This is a genomic window from Paenibacillus sp. OV219 (assembly GCF_900110075.1).
Classification (GTDB): Bacteria; Bacillota; Bacilli; order Paenibacillales; family Paenibacillaceae; genus Paenibacillus_Z.
On sequence record NZ_FOCJ01000013.1, the window covers coordinates 129,604 to 152,149 of the forward strand.

Below are 22,546 nucleotides of genomic sequence, written 5' to 3' on the forward strand. Positions count from 1 at the left end.
TAGCGACGATCGTTATGCCGGATTAGACCACCTATATGCGGAATAGTCACTTTGTTCGGATGGTGCCGCTTTGATACGGTCTAAGTAGTAAACTTCTTTACACTCGGACTGGGAGATGATGATAAGAGATGAGCTATCTAGTGAATCGCGGTATCGTTGAAAGCGAAGCTGGAATTCCCGAGTTGCCTCGCTGGTTTTCCGATGGCAGGCTTTCGTTTCAATATGATGGAAATTCGGTGACGCAGGTTGATTATCGGAGCAAGTATCAAACGAGAGGGAGCCATACGATCTTCTTGCAGCGGTTATGGGATGGCTTCCGTTATTATTTGGAGCAGGGCGGCGTTACTCTGAAGCCAAAGTACGGCAGGACGACGTTGTGGCCTTGCGGCGTGGAGTCCGAATGGAAGTTGGATGGAGATGCGAAAGTGACGCACCTTGTGTTCGCGGCTGGGGAAGCGATTATTTTTCAAGTGACGACTGGTGTTGAGCTGCCGGAGGGGTACAAGTTCAAGCTTGAATTTTATAAAGACTTCGGATTAATTACGGATGACCTTCAGGATCTGCGTTACGGGGATCGGGGCTCGAGGCGGCACTGGCGCGATTTTGAATTCGCAGCCGATTCAAACATGCTGCTCGGTTCAATGAGGGACGTCCCGCGAGAGCAGCCGGTGAAGGGCAACGAGATCAACCTGAATAATATGGATATCGAGCGTGAGGAGGATCAGACGCCGAGTGAGCTTTTTGTGGCGGTCGGAGCCGACTTCCAGCTGCAATACCAGGAGCGTAGCATCCACACGAAGTATATACTGACAAGCCAGTCTGCTCTGGTGCCGAATCGCTCCTACAGCTTCGTAATCGGTTTTGCGCATACAGAGGGGCTGGCGGTCGAGACGGTTGGTCGCCTGAGTGCCGATGTTGGCGTCGTGCTGGAAGGGCAGCTGAAGCGATATGAGCAAGTAAGCAATACGAGCCCAGTATTAGTTAGTCCCTATAAGGACTTGAACGATTTCATCAGTCTTGCGCCGATGTACCATGAGTCCTGCAAAGTGCTAGAGACGCCTGGTGCGATCAAAGCGAAGAATACGAACTACTGGGTTTGGGGCTGGGACGGGATGACGAGCAACCTCGCGTCTCTCTACTGGGGCGATCAACGGTTCATCCGTGATATGCTGCGCTTCTACGAGGAGACGGCTGATGCGGAATACGGCATTGGTCATAGCTTCCGGCATGATATGTCGCTCGCAAGCGTCAGCGCGCTTCCGGCGCAGAGCATGTATATCACGCTGCTGCACCAGTACTACACGATCACGGGAGAGTTGGGGGAACTGCGGGCTCGGTTTGCTTTTGCCAGAAGCGTCTATGAACGGATATTGAAGATGGAAGTTCAGGGTCTTGGACTGAGCAAAGGAGCTTCACTGTTCCCGGACTTCCCGATGTACATGCAGGAGACGGGCGATGATATTAGCAGCTTGAACAATACGATCTTCTACTGTGCGTCACGTTCGATGGAAATGATCGCGGAGCTGCTAAATGAGCAGGAGACGCGTGCGCTAGCAGATAGTGTGAATCGGAATATCGAGAAGCATTATCTACCTCTGTTCTTCGATGAGCAGCGCGGTTTTGTCGTAAGCTCCGTCGATGCAGTGACGCTTGAACGGCGGAGTTCTTACAACTCCAATGCGGTCAAATGGGAGAACTTCTTCTGCGGTGAACTGATGGCAGGCGTGAACGAGCAAGCGCTGCGGTTCTTCGAGCAAAATATCGTATGCAAGGCAGGGCTCCGCGAGATTCCAGTCTGGTCGGAGGCATTCGATATGGATGCAAACCAGCTGCACTGTTGGTTGCCGGTGACTGGGGAATATTTTATGCATTTAATTAATGGGCAGAACCGTAAGGATCTAATAGATCAGTGGGTTGGCTGGGTCAGCTACTGGACGAAGAAGCTTACATGTCCGGAGGGCATCTCGTGTTATCTGGATACAGATGAGCCGGAGGTAGACCGCTGGAATACGACAAAAGGCACCTGGCACGCCTATTCGATTCGCGGCTGGTATCAAGCGGCCATTCATGGCGTTGTTGGGGTCGGTATGGAGGCAGGCGGGCTGACCTTCTATCCGTATGACGGCGAAGAAATGCGACTGGAAGGGCTGCATTATCGGGGGCGGCGATTTAATATCGAGCTGCGGGGCAGCGGATGTTACGTGGACGCGATTGAGGTGGACGGCAAGCGGGTTGAGGGGACGAACAAGCTGCCGGAGGATGGTTATGGGGCGGGCGCGATTGGGGCTGATGTGAGTGTAGTCGTGCATCGTGTGAAGGAACGCAAGTATCCGGTGAGTGTGAAGCATGGATACGGCATTACGATGACGAGCTATAGCTTCAAGCAGGGCGAGATTCGCGCCGAGCTGCAAGGGGCTGGCACGTGCCGGCTCGTGCTTGAAGCGGCGCATCTGCCGATCGTACTTTTAAACGATGAGTCGGCGAAGGTGGTTTATGAAGAAACTGCAGGAGTTGCGACTGTGGAGCTGCGCATGACTGCGGGCGAACCGGTAAAGCTTGTTGTTAGTTAATGAGGTTAAATAAATGAAGACGGCTATATCACCGGTCGAGAGAACACATGTGATCTATCGTGAGCAGAATAAACCGCAACTGAGCGGGAACATAGGCTGAGAGCTGAGAGCTGAGAGCTGAGAGCTGAGAGAGCATATATGCTCTTTCGTGAACGAAAACCAGATGTGAGAAAGCGAAAGTAGAGCTGAGAGAGCAAATACGCTCTCTCGGGTATCTTAAGCGGCGGTTTGGATGCTAAGAGAGCATATATGCTCTCTCGTGAACGAAAACCAGATGTGAGAAAGCGAAAGTAGAGTTGAGAGAGCAAATACGCTCTCTCGGGTATCGAAAGTGGCGGTTTGGGTTGCTGAGAGAGCAAATATGCTCTCTCGTGAACAAAACCAGATGTGAGAAAGCGAAAGTAGAGCTGAGAGAGCAAATACGCTCTCTCGTGTATCGAAAGTGGCGGTTTGGGTTGCTGAGAGATCAAATATGCTCTCTCATGAACAAAACCGGTCGAGAGTCAGAAAAAGCGACTCTCAGCTCGTAAGGAGACGCTGACCGCGAGGGTTTGAGTGCTGAGAGTCGAAAAATCCGACTCTCACACGCGAAAAGGCGTTCTAAGCGAGTTGAGAGTCTGGAAATGTGACTCTCAGCTCGTAAGGAGACGCTGACCGCGAGGGTTTGAGTGCTGAGAGTCGAAAAATCCGACTCTCACACGCGAAAAGGCGTTCTAAACGAGTTGAGAGTCAGAAAAAGTGACTCTCAGCTCGTAAGGAGACGCTGACCGCGAGGGTTTGAGTGCTGAGAGTCGAAAAATCCGACTCTCAGGCGCGAAAAGGCGGTCAAAACGAGCTGAGAGTCTGAAAAACTGACTCTCAACTCGTAAGGAGGCGCTGACCGCGAGGGTTTGGGTGCTGAGAGTCGAAAAATCCGACTCTCAGGCGCGAAAAGGCGGTCAAAGCGAGCTGTGAGTCGGAAAAACCGACTCACAGCTCGTAAAGAGGCGGTGAACCGCCTTCAGTATCGGCTTGATAAGCTCGCCACATCTGGTAATATGTAGATAGTCTCGAGCACGAACGAAGGATGTGATAATCGATGCTACACATACGGCCGATGCAGCTGTCTGAGCTTGATTTTTTTTTGGATATGCATTACGAATCCATTCATATTGTAGTGAATAAGCCGTCGAAGGACGAACTGTTGAATGCGCCGGCAATTCGGAAGTACAACGAAGGTTGGGGCAGAGCAGGAGATGCTGCATTACTTGCCGAATTAGATGGGCAGCTAGTAGGTGCTGTCTGGTTCAGATTATTTAATGAGGTTAATAAAGGTTATGGCTATGTCGACGCCGAGACCCCAGAGCTTGGTATTGCGATTGCACCGGGTCATCGAGGGCACGGAATTGGCAGCGCGCTCATGCAGGCGGTCATTGAACTGGCGCGGGCGGATGGTTATCGGGCGATTTCGCTTAGCGTAGATCCGGCAAATACGCATGCCGTTCAATTGTATCATCGTCTCGGTTTCGAGCGTTGCGAGGTAGCCGAAGGGACGTCATGGACCATGAAGTTGAATCTCGCTTAATTATGTGAAGGAGGCTGAGCTATTCGTATGAAAATCCTCATTACAGGGGCAACCGGAAGTGTTGGCACTGGTGTACTGGAAGCGCTGCCACAGCAGCATGACATTCGGCTGTCGGATATCGCCTCGCCAAAAGGAGCTGCGTCGCAGCCGTTCTTTACCGCAGATGTGAGAGAGCCACATGCGCTTGATGAGGCAGCGCAAGGCGTGGATGTCATCATCCACACGCCTGCTTATCATGGCATACATATGGGCACCTTTACCGAAAAAGAGTTCTACGACCTCAATGTCACCGGTACGTTCGAGATGTTCCAAACGGCTGTACGCAATAATGTGCGCCGTGTCGTCTGGCTGTCAAGCATGTCCTTCTTCGGTGACGACTTCTACGCGTATACGAAGAAGCTTGGCGAGCAGGTATGCGAGTTCTATCATCGTAAGCACGGCATAGAAGTACTCATGCTGCGTCCCGCAGATTTCACACCTTTCCGCTCCATCAAGCATTACGGGGAGCGACTACTGCATGGCGGAGTAGATCGCCGCGATGTTATTCAAGCGGTTGTGAAAGCGACAACGTGTGAGCAGCGCTTTGGCGCGTACCATATTGTTCGCGATGATCGGTTCACCGAAGCAGACGTCATTGCCTATGCACAAGGTAACCGAGTGGATATGTGGGAGAAGCTCTATCCTGGCGCGAGAGGAATTATTGAAAAGTATGGCTTCAATCTGCCGGAAACGATCCATCCCGCCGAGCTTTCCCGAGAGAAGCAAGAGCTTGGCTATGCGCCGAGCTATAACTTTGGTACGTTCCTGGATGAGTTCACTCGCGATAACGCCATCATCGAAACGAAGCAAGATTAGCTTTATAGAACGACAAGAGACTAAGCAACTTTGCTTAGTCTCTTGCTTTAGATTGTGGAGCAATCAACGTTTTGTCAAAACGGGATTGTTCTTTTTTCGTCACCCGCCCCATCAACGCCTCCACGGACACTCCGCCGAAAGACTAAGCTTTGCTTAGTCTTTCGCTCTGTATAAAGGGCTCAATATGAACATGCACTTGCATGACCTGATGCTTCTCAAGCAGCTCGCTCTCTACATGCTCCGTAATTTCATGGCTCTCCAGTACATTCATCTCGTGATCCACTTCAATGATCACATCCACGAAGACTTGATTGCCGTGCACGCGCCCTTTAATATCCCTTACTCCTTCAACACCATCCAGCGCGAGAACCGTCTCCTTGAACTTCTCCAGCTCATTCTCATCGAAGCCGTCTGTCAGCATATGCGTCGCTTCGCGGAAGATCTCCCATGCCGTCTTCCAGATAAGCAAGCCAACGATAATAGCGGTCGCTGCATCCAGCCAAGGAAGGCCGTTAACCGCGCCGATGACGCCGATAAATGTACCCAAGCTAACGAAGGCATCAGAGCGGTTATCGAGTGCGGCTGCTTTCAGCGCGTGGCTCTGTGTCCGCTGAGCTAGTCGACTATTAAAGCGATAGACCACATACATCACGACAGCCGAGAATACGGCTACCCAAGCCGCAAACATATCCGGTGAAGCGATGTCCTTCTGAACGATTTTGACAAAAGCGCTTCTAAGCACTTCAATGCCAGCACCGAACATGACGAAGGAAGCAACCATCGAGGCAATCGTTTCGGCACGTGAGTGACCGTATTGATGATCGGCATCCGCTGGCTTATTCGAGATCCGAAGTCCAATTAGCACCGCAAGCGATGCGAATATATCCGATGTATTGTTCAGGCCGTCAGCTAGCAGCGCCTCTGAATTTCCGAGCCAGCCTGCTCCAATCTTGAGCAAGGAGAGCACGATATAGACACCAATGCTGATCCATGCGCCATATTCGGCTGTTTTGTTCTTTAACCCTGTATCCACTACGTCTCCCCCGAACCATGCGTGTATTGAGTCCTTATTATATAGAACGAAATTCGTGTGGGTCTAGAGAAACAGTGTTGCTCCGGGTAAGGACAGTTTAACGGGGTCAATATCGTTTAGACAAGCCAACTATGTTGCACAAGACCAAAACCTCTAAAAAGTTACTAAGTTGCCCTGCTGCTGCATACGATTAAGGCGAAGCATGCGTAAGACAAAGGGAGGATGCTGCGAAAATGTCTCTATATAACGAGCAGCTTATCCAGTTTGCCAGCGCTTTTTTGCCGTATGGCGCGGAGCTGGAGTTTATTGAGAGCACGATACCGCGAGCAGCGATTTGCGCAGTTGATATGAATGAAGATCTCATTCCGGAGACGGTCATGGTGTTCCGATTGTACGGCGAACTCCATTTGCTTGAGCTTCGCTACAGGGATGGCGCATGGGAGCGGGCAACAGGACTGAAGGCGCCTGGCTATGGCGTGACGCTCATGACCTCCATGCCTATTACGCGTGCGAGCTCGAACAACTTAGTCATCGGCTGGCAGGTTAGCCCTGAATATTCGAAGCTATCCGTCTATGAGTGGACCGATGATGGCTTGGTCGATATTGCGCCTGCGGATATGTATTACAGCTATTTGGAACCGCTCCCCGAAACGCGAACTAACGAGCTTAACGAAAATGTTGATTCGCTCTGTTTTGCACTCTGGTCCTATGAATCCGGTGAGGCATATCGGGTTGATGTCGTGAAGTGGAACGGCAATACATTTGTAGAAGCACCGGATGCTTACGCCGACTACTATCCGAATATTGCCCGTTATTATGATCAGCTGACTAGGCGGTATCCAATCGCCCCTATCTACTGGGAGTATCTTGCCGACGCACAGTACCGGGCGAGCATGTCGCGGGCGGTTGCTTTGTTTCCGGCCTCAATGAAACGAATTGGCGGAACCAAATGGGGTTACATCAATAGCAACGGTAGAATGGAGATTCCGGTTCGTTTCGACGATGCGAATGATTTTCAAAAGAATGGGCTTGCGATTGTGACGGAGAAAGGGAGAACGGGGCTCATTAACGCCTCAGCGCAATATGTTGTCCAGCCGATCTACGATTCGATTTATCCGTTCTCGGAACGGCGAGCTGCGGCTATCGACGAGCAAGGATTTCATATGATCAATGAGAGCGGGCAGGTGCTCACGAAGCGCGCGTATCCGTATATAGCAGATATGCATGGGGGGCGGTCGCTCTTCTACCTGACAAAGGATTCGCCGGATGGCTCGGGGCAATCCTTATATGGTTATCTTGACGCGGGTGGCAATGAAGTGATACCTGCGCAGTACGAGGATGCGACGGATTTCACGAACGGCCGCGCAGTCGTGAAGATTAAGGAGAATGAATATGCGCTCATTAATCCAAGTGGCAGGCGGCTTGCGACTTATCCGTTTGCTTACGTTGGTCCGTATGGAGATGGGTTACTCGCGTTCCAACGGGAACTAAGCGGCAAATACGGATATATCGACGAGGGCGGTAAAATCATCATCCAGCCGACGTATTACGCCGCCATGCCATTCGAGCGAGGCCGAGCGGTTGTGAATACGTCCGCAGACTTCCGCTCCGAGTACGGCGTCATCAATAAGAAAGGCGCCTATATCGTAGAGCCGATCTATAACGATGTGCGAAGCTTAGGCGAGGAGCGGTTCGCGCTCGGGAACGCGATTGATAAGGAGCAGCCGTTCATCGGCTCCATGTATGCGATTGCGGATTGGAACGGCAAACGGCTCTCTGATTTCATTTACAATGATGTAACGGAATATCAGAACGGTCTTGCATCGGTGTCGGATACGAAGCACACATTCCTCATTGACCGCACGGGCAAAGCCGCTCCAGGCTATCCGCGAGTGCCAGGCCGAGGTTCGCTAACCGTAGAAGAAGGCAATCTCATTAAAGCTTTTGTCGATCAGCGGCTCTCTTATCGCAATCGTGCAGGGCGAATGATTTGGCAGCAAAATGTAGTCATTCCGCTTGCGCCACCGTATGTCGTTAAAGAAGTGAAGTTCAATCCGAATCCAGACTATCTCGTCTATTATCCGCAGGTCGATGGGATGACCGATCAAGCTGCGATGCGAAACGTGAATGCGAAGCTAAGAGAGATGTCTCAGGTGAAGCCGATTCCTGCGAATGAGCGGCTGGACTATTCGTACACCGGCGATTTCGACGTCTCTTTCTTCAAGCATCAATTGCTGCAGTTGGAGCTTACCGGCTACAACTTCCCGTTTGGCGCTGCACATGGGATGCCGACACAAGTCTATGCGATTCTGAATTTGGTGTCAGGTCATATGTTTGCTCTCAAGGATTTGTTCAAGCCGGGCAGCGATTATGTGAAGGTGCTCAGCGATATCGTCGGCAAGCAGATTAAGGAGGATCCGCAATATTCGTATGTATTCCCAGACACATACAAAGGCATCAGCCCTGATCAACCGTTCTTCGTTACCGAGAATGCGCTGCATCTTTACTTCAATCCCTACGATATTGGGCCGTATGCTGCGGGATTCCCGACGTTCACGATCCCTTTTGCAGAGATCCGCAGCATTATTGATACGAATGGCGAGTTCTGGAGGTCATTTCATCCATAAGGCGAAAGAAGGGAAGCTAGGCATCATGCCCAGCTTCCCTTTTGTTGTATCTCTACTTGGCTGCCGCTACTGGCTTTGTTGAAATAAAGACGGTGTGGTTCTTCCATGTGACAGTGGTTCCCAGCATCGTGCTGATGTCTCGAAGAGGGACGTATACGGTGTTGTGATACACAAGCGGCGCTTCGCTCAGCCCGAGCTTGGCACCATCTAATGTCGCGAGCGCATTGCCCGATGTGAGTTGAATCTTCTTGCCTAGCGCAGAGGCGGTTACCGATTTGGTCGCGGCATCATAGCTGATCGTTCCGTTGAATAGGCCGAACATGGCACGGAATGGGACAAACACTTGATTGTTCACAAACGCGGCATCTGGCGAGATCGTATGCTTGACGCCATCCACGACAATATCTGCCTTCTCATCCTTGATAATCAGGTTGTGTGTCGGTGCGAATTTGGCTGCAGCTGGCAGCGGGTAGGCGAGCAATTGATGCTCCGCTTGAACAAGTACAATGTTACCGGCTACGGCGAAGCGATTAAACATCCATGCCGATGTTTGGCCGTGTAACAGGGTCTTGCCTGTGCTTAACTGTGAGATGAGGAAATGACCATTTTGCAGTCCGATGAACATGCCGCCGCCGATGCGATCGACACGCGAGACAGCGCCATTGCTCCAGTAATTGATATCTGGCTTGGTCAGATCGAACATTGAGAGCGAGGTCAGTCCTACCACTCCTTCAAATTGCATGTAGCCGTCACTTGGACCAAGAATCCACTTACCAAGCGTCCCTTGGTACAAATGGTTATAGACAAAAGGTGGGCCTTTCTTCGGATCTGCATCCCGATGATAGCGATATACGACATCATTCACGCCGATGTAGAGCCATGGACCGTCCATCGCCAGCTTCGTAATTCTTGTATAGGGATCGTTCGGTGATGAAGTCGAGATTTCGGCATTGATTTTGCTCACATCATAGATTTGGTCTTTGACCAGCTTCCCTGTGTCCGTGTTGATCTGGAGTACGTGAGTCGTGAGCGGATCTTCCGCCATGAAATTATAGGAGCTTACCCATAATTGATTGCCTTCCACAGCAAGGGGATTCGATGCCCAACCGAAACCGAACTTCTCCTTGCCGGTAGCAGCGTCATATCCATATAAATTATCGTGAGAGATCGCTCCTTGCTCGATGTACGATTGAACAACAGTATCGCCGACAAGAGTCAAATCATTAATCGCGTAGGCTTCACTTTTATCGACCATCCAGAGCTTCTTGCCGGTTGCCGGATCGAGTGCGAATAATGCTTCTTGGTAGCTTGCGTAGATTCGTTTGTCATCAAATTTCATCTGGACGAGATTGGTCTTGCCGAGCGGGGACATCCAGAGCTTCTTGCCGGTCTGGGCGTTCAGTGCATAGAGCACGCGATCCTCGCCCAGCGCATAGATGATGCCATTGTGTAGGAAAAAGGTATTTGTGTAGTTTGTTTTGCTCGTCCACATTGGATTCCCGCTAGCTACATCGGCGGAGACGAGATGCTTGTTCTGCAAATAGACGAGGATGTTGCCTTCTACTGAAAACGTTGGGCCGTTCGGCATATAAAGCTCATGGTCGATCTTGGCGGTCCATAGCGGCTTCGTCATCGGTGTCTTCTCGAGATAGCTTGGATAAGCGTTCAGTTGAACACCTTCAGCATGCACAGTGGATCCTATGCCTGCGCCAGCAACGGGCAGTATGAGGGATAAGGCGGCGAGTGCGCACAGTAAGATGCGACGCGGTTTTAGCGATATTTTCAACGTATATTCACCTGACCTTCTTCGTAATGTTCTGACTAACTGCCGATATAGACGATGGAAGATCTGGAATTGTTACACTAAAAGTTTCCAATTCTATAATTTTGTAGATGATAGCCGAATTCGATATACTAGATTCGCTAGCAAGTGATGATAGAGTGTCAAGAAAAGAGGAACTGAAGTGTCAGAACGGATTCGTATCGTGAGAGTTGCAGTCATAACCGGCGGGATTCTGCTCGTGCTAGCGATTCTGCTAGTAGTCATGTTGAAAATGCTAAATAGCCATGCGAGCCCTCATGTGGCTCGTTTCCCGGCGCAGGAGTATCAATATATGGAGAAAGTGGCTTCGAACGGATTCAAGCTGCATATGCTGCAGACCGATCCATCGAATATATCGCTTGAGATTGTTCGGCAAAATCTCGCCTTATCCGATTATTACGGTGTGAATGGCGGGTTCTTCTATGATACGAGCTTGCTCAGCATGGCGATCATGAACGGTCAGCCAGTCGGCGGTGCGAAGGGGCAATACGGGGCGGGGGATGAGAATACCAAATTCCCGCGCGGCACGCTCGTCTGGGACGGCGTGAGCAACAAGCTTACTGTGCAGATCGTGAGCAAGGCTTCTGAGCTGAGAGTGAGCGATCCACTACACTTCTGGGCGCAAGGCGGTATTAGTATGAGCCTCGGAAAGGATGATCTTTGGCAAGGACGAGCGATGCTGGAAAATGCGCCGCTCATGGATAACGATCATCTTCGCAGCGCTGCGGTCTATGACCGTCAAGGGAAGCTCTATCTGATCGTCAGCAGCACGAAGGGGACATTGGCAGATTTCCGAACGGCGATACTTGAACAGCTGGGCAGCGTGCAGCTCGTAGATGGCATTTTTCTAGATGGAGACGGCTCGTCCCAGTTGCAAGCAGCAGAGAAGGTGCTGCCAGGCGACAGCCGCCCAGTCGTGGAGATGATGCGTATTGTGAAGTAGCGCAGGCGATAACGATGTACGTGAACGAATGGATTCCTTATATTTACATATAGATGAAGGGGACAATAGATGCTAGAGGTGTCTTCTCCTATGATATAAGCATCGCTGGCCCTGAAGGCTTGACTGCAAAGACCATTCCAGAACGATTGATGGAAGGCTTCCCTCAAACAGGTAATCAGGAGCAAAATAAATGGAATGCTTTTTTCCGGGAGTTTGTCGCAGATATCAAGAACGAGCCTTATCAAGCTTATCCTACGTTCCGAGAGGGATATCGCGATCAACGAATCATTGATGCGATTCGCAGTGGCAGCGGCTGGACTTCATTAGTAGATAGATAACTCCGCTGCCATTTGCACTAATAGACTGGAAGGCTGCCGATAGCAAATGGCAGTCTTTTTTATCTTCGTAATCGTGTAGACAAGGATATTTATGGGAATCGCCGAATACGTTTACATCATGATACAGACACGCTTCCAAATTCGGACTTGGACGGTGATTAGGAGTGAAGCAGAACATGCGCATTGCCTTAGGTCAAATGCAAGAGCTGACTCAAGAAACGATGACTTATGCCAAGCAGCTAGGAGTAACGAGTGTCCAGCTTAACACCCCGAATATCCCAGGCGAACATTGTTGGACTTACGAGGATCTATTTGCTATCAAGAAAACTTGCGATGAGAATGGATTGTTCTTGGAATCCATTGAGAATGTCCCGATTCGTTTCTACGATAAAATCATGCTGGGGCTGCCCGGCAGAGATGAGCAAATCGAGAACTATTGCACCATCATCCGGCATATGGGGCGAGCTGGAATCCCTGTTCTAGGACACCACTTCATGCCGAACTTCGTTTGGCGAACGTCCTCGGAGCCGGGGCGGGGAGGGGCTTTGTGTACAGCTTTCGATCTTGAAGCTGCAGCAAGCGGCATCAATCAGGTGAAATATGCTGCGAATCGGGAAGTGAGAATTCCAGATGAGTCGGTTATGTGGGACAATTATGCGTATTTCTTGAATGCTGTAATTCCCGTAGCTGAAGAGGCTGGCGTGCGGCTTGCTCTGCACCCTGACGATCCACCGGTTGCGATGCTAGATGGAACAGCAAGGATCTTCTATAAGGTGGAAAATTTCAAGAGGGCCGAAGCAATTGCAAATAGTGATGCTTGGGGCTTGAATCTGTGCCTCGGCTGCTGCTCGGAGATGGTCTATGGCGCTGCGAATGTGATGGAGATGATTCGGTATTTTGGTCCAAGAAACAAAATCTGTTATGTGCATTTCCGAGATGTACAAGGTACGATGCCGAAGTTTCAAGAGTGCTTCCTTGGCGAAGGAAACTATCATCCTGCAGAAGTGTTGCTGGAGCTGAAAAGGTCAGGCTTTACAGGCTTCCTGATGGACGATCACGTGCCGAGCGTTATTAATGATTCACCATGGGGGCATCGCGCACGCGCTCATGCCGTTGGGTATATGCAGGGGCTGTTGAATGCTCTGGAGCTGATTGCAGAGTAATGATAAACCGAAATTTGAAGGGCAACCGATCCATTGGATTGGTTGCCTTTTCGTTATGCGGGCATTTTGCAATTTCTGTGAATTGGAAGGATATCCTTAATCTAGCAGCGAATAACCTGGGTATTGCCAGATTAGATGGTTACGCACTAGGAGGAAATGATATCAGAATTAATCGAACGATCGTTATTTTGCAGACCCTAATCATTGTCGCTTTGCTTGGTGTCATCTCCATTCTTGTTGTAAAGCCCGATACGAATAAAACCACGAATAATCATGCCATTATCATCAATTATGATAGAGCGGATCTGGATCGGCTTGAAGAAATGGTAAGTCGATTTAATGAGGGTCATGGTGACAACTTAATGATTATTGAACCAGGTATGGACAGTGGTCCGGTCATTCATGATGTCATTACAAACGGGAGGGAAATCAAGTGGACCGTTGATCATTCAAGAGATGCTTGGTTTCCTAAGAATAAGAACAAGATCGTATATGAGTGTAAGTCGGTTCGACTTCATGAACGAGATCGTGATTATATTGATGTTCAATTGTCTCAATGTGAAGGCTTCAATGGGAAAGAACAGCTCCCCGTTCTCTCATTCCCGAGAGAGAAATTGTAGTCTTGAACAAGAATAGACTCAAATAGGAGCCTAACTGCATTGCTTACAATCGTTCCAATGGGGATACTATTAAGTATTTTCTCGAAAGTGATAATTAGAGAGATACTGGGAGTTTCATGAAAGAAAAGACACCGACGCTATCGCGCCGGTGTTTTTTCTTTTATCTCCCGCTCATATAAATTCGCACTCCACATGCCAGCGTCATAGAGGCCTTGAAAGCTAAATCCTGAATTGACATAATAGGCATTCAGGCTCGGATTGTCGGACATACAGTCTAGCCGGAGCCAACGTTTACCTCTCGATTGAATGTAGCTTTCTGCGTAGTGGATGAGCTCGCGGCCGATTCCTTCTCCCTTACGTTTGCGCGATACACATAGCCGGTGTACGTAGCCTGCATCCTCGTGAAATTTCTCTCCCCATATTTCCTTATCTCGCCAGTGCATGGAGAAGCAACCGACATACTCATTCCCCAGAGTGGCAACAAACACTTCCTGATCTCGGACAAAAGCTTCGACCATCTCGCGATTGAAATGTTCAGCCCTCCACTGCCACAATCCATGCGTAGAATGAATCCACTCTGCAGCGTCGACAAATAGGGAGCGAATACCATCTACGTCTCCATCCTTTGCCCTGTGAAAAGCAAGCCATTCAGATGGCTCTCGGCGCCAATCATGCTCTAGCCTAGATGCCGTTTCGAGCGCGCGCTCCTCTCCCAGAAGCTTGGCGACAAGATGCAGCGCCGCATCAATGCCCGCAGTAACGCCAGCTGATGTAATAAGCCGGCCATTATCCACGTATCGGACGTTCTCGACTAGCATTGTGCTAGCCGGCGCTGCTTCCTTGAGCAAATCCATGGCACGCCTGTTAGTGGTTGCGCGCAATTCTTCAAGAAGTCCGGCTTTGGCGAGCAATAGTGCCCCTGTGCAAACAGATAACGTAAACGAAGCCCGCTGTGAGGTTTCGTAGATCCAACCGGTCAGCTTCTCATTATACATCTCTTTCCGAGATCCCCATCCTCCCGGTACAACCAGAACATCCGGGGCCGGACAGTCCCAAGAAGCGAAGTCTGGCTGAATCGTTAAGCCGCTAATTGTTCGGACAGGATTTTTAGACTCCAGGGCAACCGTATACACACGGAAGTCCTGTCCCCAATTACTAGCAATTGCGAACGTGTCGAACGGTCCGGTCACATCGAGCGCATCTACTTGGTCATACACGATTACGGCTACATTTTTGACTGACAACATCCTGGCACTCTCCTTAGAAAATAGAAAAGCATTTGGTTAGAATTAACCAAATGCTTTGCCCAGGCGAACGGCTAGTTTGAAAGATACGCTCCCCCGTAGTGTTCTACGTTCTCGCCAGTTACGCATCCCGTTTATTTATTGTTTATTATAAGACTGGAGAGCGGATTATTTCAACTGAATTTTCTAAATATTCCACCATCAAGATTAGAAAACTTGAGACTAGCAATCGGTAAGGAAAAAGGATAATAATGGACAGTGATCAACTAACCGTTTAGGAGGAGTCGAAGTGGGTTCAAGAATCATGCATGCGATTATTGCGATTCGAATGGCAGAGAGTCTTTCGATAGAAGAGCGAACGCTATTTCTATTAGGCAGTATTGCTCCTGATGCTGTCTCCACCAAGAATGAATCGCATTTCTTTCAAGGTGATGTACATGACTTCTCGCGAAGTGTTGATTATGCAGGGTTCCTGTACAAATATAATGCACACGCTGCAAGTGCCTATATATTAGGCTATTACACACATCTAGTCGCTGATGACATCTGGTTAAAAGGCTTCAATCTGTCTTGGCTGCGTAATCGGATGGAGGCCAATAAAGAGCTGTACAATCAATATCACAAAGATTTTCGTGTACTAAACGGACAATTGCTCGAGCATTACGGTTTGAAAGATGAGTTGAACAGGTTGCTGTTTCATAGCGACGATGTTATTGATTTAGTAGAGGTGAAGTCCAAGGATGTCGAAGCGCTTATTCCTCATGTCATAGAAGATATGAATTATTCTCCCGAAGTAATCGCAGAGAAGCTTCAGGTGTTCACGTTCGATCAGATTCTTGGATATATCGAAACATCGGTTGAGGTTGCATTGATAAAATTAAAACAAGCAGCAATTCTGTACCGGTTTCCAGTAAATCTAGGGGGATTATGACATGTCAAAGAAGCCAGTTGGAGCAGCAGCTGTTATTACAGATTCATTAGGACGAGTATTGTTGGTCAAACATAACTATGGAAAATATAACTGGGAAATACCCGGTGGACTCTCAGAACTGAATGAGTCTGCATCCGACACTGCTAAGAGAGAAGTACTTGAAGAAACGGGTCTTGAAGTGGTTGTAGAGCGCATGACTGGTGTATATTATGAGCCCGCTCATGACATGCATCACTTTGTTTTTACTTGTAGTCTCGTCGAGGGTCAGCAGCCAGAGCCAGATCAAGCAGAAGTAACCGCGTGTAGATTTTTCAGTATGGATGACTTGCCAAGACCAATAAGTGATTTTACGATTTCGCGTATTCAACATGCTCTGGGTGCAGAGAGTCATCAATTATTTCATACCATCGGACCAAGGCAGTGGTTTGAATAGTTCTCATAATTAAACAGATGGAGAGAAGTTAATGAGCGTAATAACGTTATGTGGCTCGACTACGATGTTGGCGGCTACATTGGAGCTAGTACGAGAAGAGAGATCGAGTATGCGAGTGCGAAGGGGAAGGTCATTCGCTATTATTCTAATGGCGAGTTCCCTTTGGACTATTTTCAGGGTGAAAGTACGAACATCAAATTCCGGCACATTGCACGTGCAGTCATTGTACATAACAACAAAATACTAATCGCTCGTTTAAAAGGGGCACACTCCTTTCTGCCTGGCGGGAGTATTGAGCTAGGGGAAGGCGCACAACAAGCTTTAAAGAGAGAATTAGTCGAGGAATTAGGTGCTGACTGTATAATAGGGCGATTTCTTGGTGTCGTTGAGACGAAAAGGACCGACGAGAAAGGAATTATTCATCATGAAGTCACTCATTTATTTGAAGTAAGCTCGGATCAATTACAATCTCATAGGATACCTATTTCCGAAGAAGGTCATTTGGAGTTTTATTGGATTGAATTTTACACGGAGAGTATCCAAGAGCATCGTGTTCTACCACAAATTCTACATGAGAATCTTGTTCGTATGATTGTAGAGAAGGAATGTGTTTGGTTGACTACGTTTACGCCTTAACGCGCGATTTAAAATAACTCAAATTTCATCCAAACTGGCATCGTAAAGATGTCAGTTTTTTATTGCAAATTCTGTGTGGTATAACACACAGGCGTGTATTATAATAAACAAACCTGACATGTAGAAAAGAAAGAAATCGACGGAGAGGATCACAAGATGCAAGAGAACACAAACACAAATAGGCAGGCAGCTGTAGGTACGGGGGATTTTATCCAAGGTGTGAAAGATTGCATTCCTACCTTGCTCGGCTACTTGAGTATAGGATTTGCCGCTGGGGTTGTTGAGAAGACATCGGGTCTCAGCATAATAGAAATTACACTGATGAGTGTCCTTATCTATGCGGGATCCGCCCAGTTTATCATTGCCGGGATGATTGCAGCCCAGGGCTCGGTAGCGGCAATAATCGTAACGATCTTCTTCGTGAATCTGCGCCATTTGTTGCTGAGCGCGGCTTTGTCACCATATTTTCGCCATCTTACTCCTTTAAAGAACATGCTAGTAGGTTCATTGCTTACGGATGAAACATTCGGTGTAGCCATTAATCAAACTTCATATAAGCAACGACTGAGTGAAAAATGGATGCATGGCCTTAACATAACCGCTTATCTGAACTGGATTGCAGCCAACATAGCTGGAGCATATTTGGGACAGTGGATTACGAATCCTCAGAAGCTTGGCCTCGATTTTGCACTGCCAGCCATGTTTATTGGGCTTCTGGTTCTATTGATGGTGAGCCGGGGGAAGATTGTAAGAGATGTTATTGTTGCAATTAGCGCAGTGGTCGTTGTTATAGGAGTTACGTTGGTGTCATCTGCAAGCGTTGGCGTCATCGTGGCTACAGTGATTGCAGCAACAGTAGGAATGGTGGTGGAAAAATGGAAATAAGATGGGATATTCTGCTCGTTATTATGGGGTCATCCATCGTCACATTTATACCACGCGTGCTGCCGCTTATCCTTCTCAGTCGCATTCAAATTCCTGATTGGGGCATGCGCTGGTTGAATTATGTACCCATCGCAGTCATGGCCGCTTTGGTCGGACAAGAATTGTTCATACAGAATGGGGAGCTTTCTCCAATCCGAAACAACGTAGAGTTGTTTGCCGCACTGCCAACTTTTGTGACAGCTATCTTCTCTCGCAGTTTATTAGGAACGGTCGTTGTCGGCATTATTTCGATAATGGTATTGCGTTTTTTGATTGGAGATCTCCTATTGTGAATTACTAGTTAATCGCTTATAGTAAAAGTAATTGAATATGTATGTACGGGGGCTAGAAGGAGTCTGGCTGAGATTGGGAACGTATTTCCCTGACCGTTAATCTGAACCAGGTAATGCTGGCGTAGAGAACGTATCGAATTGTATTAATTCGCAACCATTCGTATATTCTCGAATGGTTTTTTTGCGTTCTGTGCCTCTGTTGCCTGTAACAAAAGGAGCTGTTGTCATATGAGTTCGAGTCGATTTACTGAGAGATTGTACCATGCTGCAGAGCCGGTGTGGTTGAAGTGTCACGAGCATCCGTTTCTGACGGAACTGCGTTCGGGGAAGCTTGACCCTGATCGATTCATCTATTATCTCAAGCAAGATTATGTCTATTTGATCGATTATGCCAAACTGTTCGCGATCGGCAGCGTGAAAGCTCGGGATGTGCAGACGATGGCTAAGTTTGCGGAACTTCTGCATAACACGCTAAATGTGGAAATGGAGCTGCATCGCCAATATACGGAAAAGTTCGGTGTGAGCCGTGAGCAGCTTGAACAGACGGTTCCTTCGCCAACGACTGTGGCGTACACGAAATATCTGATGGATACAGCAGCTCATGGCTCCCTGGCTGAAGTTGTAGCTGCGCTGCTGCCGTGCATGTGGAGTTATCGTGAAATTGGCGTATCGTTCATGAACCATCCAGGTGCGCTGAACCATCCGCTCTACCGCGAGTGGATTCTCATGTACAGTTCTGAAGAATTTGGTGAGCTGGCGGATTGGTGTATAGGGCTGATGGATGAATTGGCGGAAGGACTGCCAGAGGCTGAGCTCTCGAAGCTGGAGGAGCGATTCATCGTTGCTTCAAAGCTGGAGTATATGTTTTGGGATATGGCTTACCGGTTAGAGGAGTGGCCGGTGTGAGTATAACGCATTCAGAGATTGCTCCACTTGCGCTGTCAGTAAGTGATCTTCATTTTGCTTTTGCAGGGGAGTCTCCGTTATTCAGCGGTCTTGAATTCGACATCCGAGAGGGCGAGTTCGTCAGTATGCTCGCAGCGAGCGGCATCGGCAAGACAACGCTGTTCCGGCTGGTGGCGGGCTTGCTCGTGCAAGATACGGGGACGATAGCGATTGGAGCAAACCACGAGCCAGCTGCGGAAGCGGCAAAACGTGGTCGTATCGGCTATATGCCGCAACGGGATTGTCTAATGCCGTGGCGAACTGTGCTGGACAATGCCGCGCTTGGCCTCGAGCTTCGTGGAGTAAGCAAACGCGAAGCGAAGCGCCAGGTGCTGGAGCTTCTGCCCGAGTTCGGGCTTGCGGGCACGGAGCGGAAATATCCGCACGAGCTGTCTGGCGGCATGCGTCAGCGCGTCTCATTTCTGCGTGCTTTGCTTGGCGGAGGCGAGCTGCTGCTGCTCGATGAACCATTCAGCGCTTTGGATGCGATAACACGCATCAGCATGCAGGAGTGGCTGCTGCAAATATGCGCGAGGCACCGCATGACGGTGCTCTTCATCACGCACGATGTTGACGAAGCGCTTTTCTTGTCCGACCGAGTCCTTGTAGCTGCGAGCTCACCGATTTCAGCACTGAGCGAGCTGCAAGTCAGCCTACCTCGTCCGCGCAGCCATAAGCTCGCGCTCGATGAACCATTCATCCGTTTGAAGCGGCAGTTGCTAGCCATGCTGGAGCAAGGCGCGAATGGACGGAAGGAAGGTGACGGACTTGAGAGCTAAAATGACCGCTTATGTCCCTGAGGCGGCGTTCCTGCTGCTGATTGCGGTTCTTTGGGAAGCAAGTGCAAGAATCTTTCATTTTCCGCATTACATTATCCCGAAACTATCTGACGTGCTCTTGTCGCTATGGGAAAACCGCGCGGTATTAACGAAGCATCTCGGTGTCACGCTGTGGGAGTCGCTGCTTGGTCTCTTCATCTCGACTGTTCTTGGTGTGGCGTCTGCGATCATTATCGACGTCTCGAGGCTTGCGAAACGGACGATCTACCCGCTCATCGTCGCATCCCAGACCATTCCGATTATCGCATTGTCACCGATTATGGTGATGTGGTTCGGTTATGAAATATGGAGTAAAGTCGCCGTTGTTGTTCTGTTTACTTTCTTCCCGATTGCAGTGAATACGGCGGATGGCTTCCGCACCGCTGATGCCGGTATCGGGGAGCTGTTACGGACGATGGGAGCAGGCAATCGCGCGCTATTTACGAAATGGAAGCTGCCATCCGCGCTGCCTGGATTTTTTACCGGTCTTAAGCTGGCTGCCGCGATCAGCGTCGGAGGCGCAACGCTGGGTGAGTGGCTTGGCGGGGAGAACGGACTTGGCATGTATACGAAGCGGGCGTCGAACATGCTTCGCGGTGAAGCGGTGTTCTCTGGTGTTCTGTTGCTGTCGGCAATGGGGATTGTGTTGTTCCTTGCCGTTCAATTGTTGGAGAAGCTGGTGCTGAGCCATCGTAAGGAATAAGGAATAGAAACTAGAAGTTGATAAAAGGGAGACTGGATTTGAAATGATGCTACGTAATTGGAGAAAAAGTGCGAAGTTGGTTCTAGCCGTTACGCTTATGATTGGCGCTGCTGCAGGTTGTGCCTCCAAGAAGCAGTCGGGTGAAGGGGAAACGGAGCTAACGGTTCTGCTGGACTGGTATCCGAATGCAGTTCATACGTTCTTATATGCGGCGGAGTCACAAGGCTATTTCAAGGAGGCCGGCCTTAAGGTCAAGCTGGAGACGCCTGCCGATACAAATGATGCACTGAAGCTGGTGTCGACGGGCAAAGCAGATTTGGCGTTCAGTTATCAGATGCAGGTTGCGGTTGCGCGAGCAGAAGATATTCCGATTGTATCTGTCGGCGCGATCGTTCGTCATCCGCTGAACCAACTGTTCGTTCGTGATTCGGATGGCGTGCAAAGCCCCAAGGATCTTGAGGGAAGAACGGTAGGCTATCCATCGCTACCGCTCGATGAGGAGCTAATCAATACAATGGTGAAATCGGATGGAGGCGATCCGTCTAAAGTGAAATATGTGGACGTTGGTTGGGATCTTATCCCGTCAATGACGACGAAGAAAGTGGACGGGATCATCGGGGGTTACATCAACCATGAGAAGCTGTTGCTGGAGAAAGAAGGCCAGAAGCTAACCGTATTCGACCCGTCTAAGTACGGGGTGCCCGATTACTACGAGCTGGTTCTCACCGCTAGCGAGTCCGGCGTGGAGAAGAACAGTGATGCAATCAAGCGGTTTATCGAAGCTGCCAGCAAGGGGCAAGCCTACACCGTAAGTCATCCGGATGAAGCGCTAAAGCTGCTGCTGGATCAACAAAGTGCTGATTTCCCGCTGGATGCTGAAGTTGAGAAGAAAAGCTTAGCTATTCTTTTGCCGCTTATGGATGCAGGGAATGAGCCTTTCATGAGTCAATCCGCTCAGTCGTGGAGCGATGTTATCAATTGGCTGAAGGAGCATGGCCAGCTATCGAAGGATGTTAAAGCTGACGAGTTGTACCGCAATTTATAGGAGGAGACTCATTCAATGGACACACGCTATTCAAGACAAATGTTGTTTGCGCCAATCGGCGAAGCGGGTCAGCGTAAGCTGGGACAAAGCGCTGTGTGCATTGTTGGCATGGGGGCGCTCGGCACCGTGCTTGCCAACCATATGGTTAGGGCAGGCGTCGGATTCGTGCGGCTGGTAGACCGTGACTATGTGGAGCTGAGTAATTTGCAGCGTCAAATGCTGTATGACGAAGACGATGTGCAAAATGGTTATCCAAAGGCAGTTGCAGCGGAGAGGAAGCTTGCGAGAGTGAACTCATCCGTTCGGCTGGAGGCAATTGTTGCAGATGCCACTGTTCATAATATCGATCAGCTGCTGCACGGAGTGGATCTCGTGCTCGATGGAACAGATAATTTTCAAACTCGGTTTCTATTGAACGATGCTTGTTTTAGCAAAGGAATTCCGTTCACCTATGGCGGTGCCGTCAGCGCACACGGCATGAGCGCGATGCTTGTGCCGGGGCAGACGCCATGTCTGCGCTGTTTCATTCAATCCGCTGATGCGAGCGGTCAGACATGCGATACCATCGGCGTTATCGCGCCTGTCATCGATATAGTCGCTTCCTATCAGGCGGTTGAGGCGCTGAAGTATTTGGTAGGCGCTGGTGACAAACGAAGGAACAGTCTGCTCACGTTCGACCTGTGGCATAACCGGCATTATGAAATGAAGCTCGGGGAGCCGGCTGCCAATTGTCCGTGCTGCCAGTTAAAGCAGTACCCCGCGCTTGATCCAGCGCAGCCGGAAGTGGCCGTGTCGTTATGCGGGCGGGAGACGGTTCAGCTTGCGGGAAGCGGTCCGCTTGATCTATCGCTTTGGAGCGAGCGCCTGGCGCCTGCGGTCGTGAATGTGAGCGCGAATGCGTATTTGGTTCGTGCCGAGCTGCCGGAAGGAGAGCGTCTGGTGCTGTTCCCCGACGGTCGCGTGTTCGTGCAAGGAACTGACGATGTTGTTCGTGCCAAAACATTGTATGCGAGATATATCGGAGCATAAAAACAAGGGA

Annotated in this window: 21 protein-coding genes and 2 riboswitches; of the genes, 18 read left to right on the plus strand and 3 right to left on the minus strand. The window is 49.6% G+C overall.

All coding sequences use genetic code 11. The features are described 5' to 3' along the window. Nucleotides 1-128 precede the first annotated feature (128 nt). The 3 genes from BMY11_RS25260 to BMY11_RS25270 all read left to right on the plus strand — a co-directional run bounded on the left by BMY11_RS25260 (nt 129) and on the right by BMY11_RS25270 (nt 4,989). Nucleotides 129-2,570, plus strand: a complete 2,442-nt coding sequence (locus BMY11_RS25260; protein WP_090582628.1) for a glucosidase family protein — start codon at nt 129-131, stop codon at nt 2,568-2,570. 1,078 nt (nt 2,571-3,648) lie between these two features. Next, the gene (locus tag BMY11_RS25265; RefSeq protein ID WP_090582630.1) at nt 3,649-4,134 is read left to right on the plus strand and encodes a GNAT family N-acetyltransferase; all 486 of its coding nucleotides are present in this window, start codon (nt 3,649-3,651) and stop codon (nt 4,132-4,134) included. Between the two features lie 27 nt (nt 4,135-4,161). Continuing rightward, nucleotides 4,162-4,989, plus strand: coding sequence for an NAD-dependent epimerase/dehydratase family protein (locus BMY11_RS25270; protein ID WP_090582632.1), 828 nt, complete (start codon nt 4,162-4,164; stop codon nt 4,987-4,989). A 142-nt stretch (nt 4,990-5,131) separates the two neighbouring features. Here the strand turns inward: BMY11_RS25270 and BMY11_RS25275 are convergent, their stop codons facing one another. Then, nucleotides 5,132-6,022 carry a cation diffusion facilitator family transporter gene (locus BMY11_RS25275; RefSeq protein ID WP_090582634.1) on the minus strand — a complete coding sequence of 297 codons (891 nt, stop codon included), beginning with the start codon at nt 6,020-6,022 and terminating at the stop codon, nt 5,132-5,134. A gap of 233 nt (nt 6,023-6,255) precedes the next feature. Between BMY11_RS25275 and BMY11_RS25280 the strand changes: the two genes are divergently transcribed. Then, nucleotides 6,256-8,649: a WG repeat-containing protein gene (locus tag BMY11_RS25280; protein ID WP_090582636.1), complete on the plus strand. Its 2,394-nt coding sequence runs from the start codon at nt 6,256-6,258 to the stop codon at nt 8,647-8,649. 52 nt (nt 8,650-8,701) lie between these two features. On the opposite strand, the gene BMY11_RS25285 is transcribed toward BMY11_RS25280, so the two are convergent. Beyond that, complete coding sequence (locus tag BMY11_RS25285) at nt 8,702-10,435, minus strand: stalk domain-containing protein (protein WP_143069349.1); 1,734 nt, start codon at nt 10,433-10,435, stop codon at nt 8,702-8,704. Between the two features lie 178 nt (nt 10,436-10,613). Here BMY11_RS25285 and BMY11_RS25290 point away from each other — a divergent pair, with 178 nt between their 5' ends. The 4 genes from BMY11_RS25290 (at nt 10,614) to BMY11_RS25305 (ending at nt 13,535) form a co-directional block, all read left to right on the plus strand. After that, nucleotides 10,614-11,414 carry a phosphodiester glycosidase family protein gene (locus tag BMY11_RS25290; protein ID WP_090582640.1) on the plus strand — a complete coding sequence of 267 codons (801 nt, stop codon included), beginning with the start codon at nt 10,614-10,616 and terminating at the stop codon, nt 11,412-11,414. Nucleotides 11,415-11,467: 53 nt separating this feature from the next. Next, complete coding sequence (locus BMY11_RS25295; protein ID WP_143069350.1) at nt 11,468-11,752, plus strand: hypothetical protein; 285 nt, start codon at nt 11,468-11,470, stop codon at nt 11,750-11,752. Between the two features lie 176 nt (nt 11,753-11,928). Next, nucleotides 11,929-12,915 carry a mannonate dehydratase gene (locus BMY11_RS25300; RefSeq protein WP_177182825.1) on the plus strand — a complete coding sequence of 329 codons (987 nt, stop codon included), beginning with the start codon at nt 11,929-11,931 and terminating at the stop codon, nt 12,913-12,915. Continuing rightward, complete coding sequence (locus tag BMY11_RS25305; protein ID WP_177182826.1) at nt 12,915-13,535, plus strand: DUF4362 domain-containing protein; 621 nt, start codon at nt 12,915-12,917, stop codon at nt 13,533-13,535. Before BMY11_RS25300 ends, BMY11_RS25305 begins: the two co-directional genes overlap by 1 nt. Before the next feature lie 137 nt (nt 13,536-13,672). Here BMY11_RS25305 and BMY11_RS25310 read toward each other — a convergent pair whose 3' ends face one another. Next, nucleotides 13,673-14,782 carry a GNAT family N-acetyltransferase gene (locus tag BMY11_RS25310; RefSeq protein ID WP_090582646.1) on the minus strand — a complete coding sequence of 370 codons (1,110 nt, stop codon included), beginning with the start codon at nt 14,780-14,782 and terminating at the stop codon, nt 13,673-13,675. 50 nt (nt 14,783-14,832) lie between these two features. Continuing rightward, nucleotides 14,833-14,914: riboswitch (ZMP/ZTP riboswitch) on the minus strand. Nucleotides 14,915-15,068: 154 nt separating this feature from the next. Here BMY11_RS25310 and BMY11_RS25315 point away from each other — a divergent pair. From BMY11_RS25315 to BMY11_RS25360, 10 genes are all read left to right on the plus strand, one after another. After that, complete coding sequence (locus tag BMY11_RS25315; RefSeq protein WP_090582648.1) at nt 15,069-15,710, plus strand: zinc dependent phospholipase C family protein; 642 nt, start codon at nt 15,069-15,071, stop codon at nt 15,708-15,710. 1 nt (nt 15,711) lies between these two features. Continuing rightward, entirely contained in the window at nt 15,712-16,143 is a 432-nt protein-coding gene (locus tag BMY11_RS25320; RefSeq protein ID WP_090582650.1) for an NUDIX hydrolase, read from the plus strand. A 48-nt stretch (nt 16,144-16,191) separates the two neighbouring features. Further along, the gene (locus BMY11_RS25325; protein ID WP_090582652.1) at nt 16,192-16,779 is read left to right on the plus strand and encodes an NUDIX domain-containing protein; all 588 of its coding nucleotides are present in this window, start codon (nt 16,192-16,194) and stop codon (nt 16,777-16,779) included. Nucleotides 16,780-16,935: 156 nt separating this feature from the next. Beyond that, on the plus strand, nt 16,936-17,664 hold the full coding sequence (locus BMY11_RS25330; RefSeq protein WP_090582654.1) for an AzlC family ABC transporter permease: 729 nt from the start codon (nt 16,936-16,938) through the stop codon (nt 17,662-17,664). Beyond that, a complete protein-coding gene (locus BMY11_RS25335) occupies nt 17,655-17,996 on the plus strand; it encodes an AzlD domain-containing protein (protein ID WP_090582655.1) in 342 nt (113 codons plus the stop codon). Before BMY11_RS25330 ends, BMY11_RS25335 begins: the two co-directional genes overlap by 10 nt. A 35-nt stretch (nt 17,997-18,031) precedes the next feature. Beyond that, nucleotides 18,032-18,141: riboswitch (TPP riboswitch) on the plus strand. Between the two features lie 83 nt (nt 18,142-18,224). Beyond that, nucleotides 18,225-18,902 (plus strand): thiaminase II, encoded by a 678-nt coding sequence (tenA, locus tag BMY11_RS25340; protein ID WP_090582657.1) that lies wholly within the window; start codon nt 18,225-18,227, stop codon nt 18,900-18,902. Then, nucleotides 18,899-19,720, plus strand: coding sequence for an ABC transporter ATP-binding protein (locus BMY11_RS25345; RefSeq protein WP_256217765.1), 822 nt, complete (start codon nt 18,899-18,901; stop codon nt 19,718-19,720). Before tenA ends, BMY11_RS25345 begins: the two co-directional genes overlap by 4 nt. Further along, nucleotides 19,686-20,462, plus strand: a complete 777-nt coding sequence (locus BMY11_RS25350) for an ABC transporter permease (RefSeq protein ID WP_256217766.1) — start codon at nt 19,686-19,688, stop codon at nt 20,460-20,462. Before BMY11_RS25345 ends, BMY11_RS25350 begins: the two co-directional genes overlap by 35 nt. 43 nt (nt 20,463-20,505) lie before the next feature. After that, the gene (locus BMY11_RS25355) at nt 20,506-21,507 is read left to right on the plus strand and encodes an ABC transporter substrate-binding protein (protein WP_256217767.1); all 1,002 of its coding nucleotides are present in this window, start codon (nt 20,506-20,508) and stop codon (nt 21,505-21,507) included. 15 nt (nt 21,508-21,522) lie between these two features. Beyond that, entirely contained in the window at nt 21,523-22,536 is a 1,014-nt protein-coding gene (locus BMY11_RS25360) for a ThiF family adenylyltransferase (RefSeq protein WP_090582663.1), read from the plus strand. Nucleotides 22,537-22,546: the final 10 nt, after the last annotated feature.

Bases quoted from the DNA above. Each gene is read 5' to 3' on its own strand.
- tenA (WP_090582657.1), top strand. From the start codon at position 18,225: ATGAGTTCGAGTCGATTTACTGAGAGATTGTACCATGCTGCAGAGCCG.
- BMY11_RS25350 (WP_256217766.1), top strand. From the start codon at position 19,686: ATGGACGGAAGGAAGGTGACGGACTTGAGAGCTAAAATGACCGCTTAT.
- BMY11_RS25305 (WP_177182826.1), top strand. From the start codon at position 12,915: ATGATAAACCGAAATTTGAAGGGCAACCGATCCATTGGATTGGTTGCC.
- BMY11_RS25310 (WP_090582646.1), bottom strand. From the start codon at position 14,782: ATGTTGTCAGTCAAAAATGTAGCCGTAATCGTGTATGACCAAGTAGAT.
- BMY11_RS25295 (WP_143069350.1), top strand. From the start codon at position 11,468: ATGAAGGGGACAATAGATGCTAGAGGTGTCTTCTCCTATGATATAAGC.
- BMY11_RS25280 (WP_090582636.1), top strand. From the start codon at position 6,256: ATGTCTCTATATAACGAGCAGCTTATCCAGTTTGCCAGCGCTTTTTTG.
- BMY11_RS25360 (WP_090582663.1), top strand. From the start codon at position 21,523: ATGGACACACGCTATTCAAGACAAATGTTGTTTGCGCCAATCGGCGAA.
- BMY11_RS25330 (WP_090582654.1), top strand. From the start codon at position 16,936: ATGCAAGAGAACACAAACACAAATAGGCAGGCAGCTGTAGGTACGGGG.
- BMY11_RS25300 (WP_177182825.1), top strand. From the start codon at position 11,929: ATGCGCATTGCCTTAGGTCAAATGCAAGAGCTGACTCAAGAAACGATG.
- BMY11_RS25335 (WP_090582655.1), top strand. From the start codon at position 17,655: ATGGAAATAAGATGGGATATTCTGCTCGTTATTATGGGGTCATCCATC.
- BMY11_RS25320 (WP_090582650.1), top strand. From the start codon at position 15,712: ATGTCAAAGAAGCCAGTTGGAGCAGCAGCTGTTATTACAGATTCATTA.
- BMY11_RS25270 (WP_090582632.1), top strand. From the start codon at position 4,162: ATGAAAATCCTCATTACAGGGGCAACCGGAAGTGTTGGCACTGGTGTA.
- BMY11_RS25355 (WP_256217767.1), top strand. From the start codon at position 20,506: ATGATGCTACGTAATTGGAGAAAAAGTGCGAAGTTGGTTCTAGCCGTT.
- BMY11_RS25325 (WP_090582652.1), top strand. From the start codon at position 16,192: ATGTGGCTCGACTACGATGTTGGCGGCTACATTGGAGCTAGTACGAGA.
- BMY11_RS25265 (WP_090582630.1), top strand. From the start codon at position 3,649: ATGCTACACATACGGCCGATGCAGCTGTCTGAGCTTGATTTTTTTTTG.
- BMY11_RS25260 (WP_090582628.1), top strand. From the start codon at position 129: ATGAGCTATCTAGTGAATCGCGGTATCGTTGAAAGCGAAGCTGGAATT.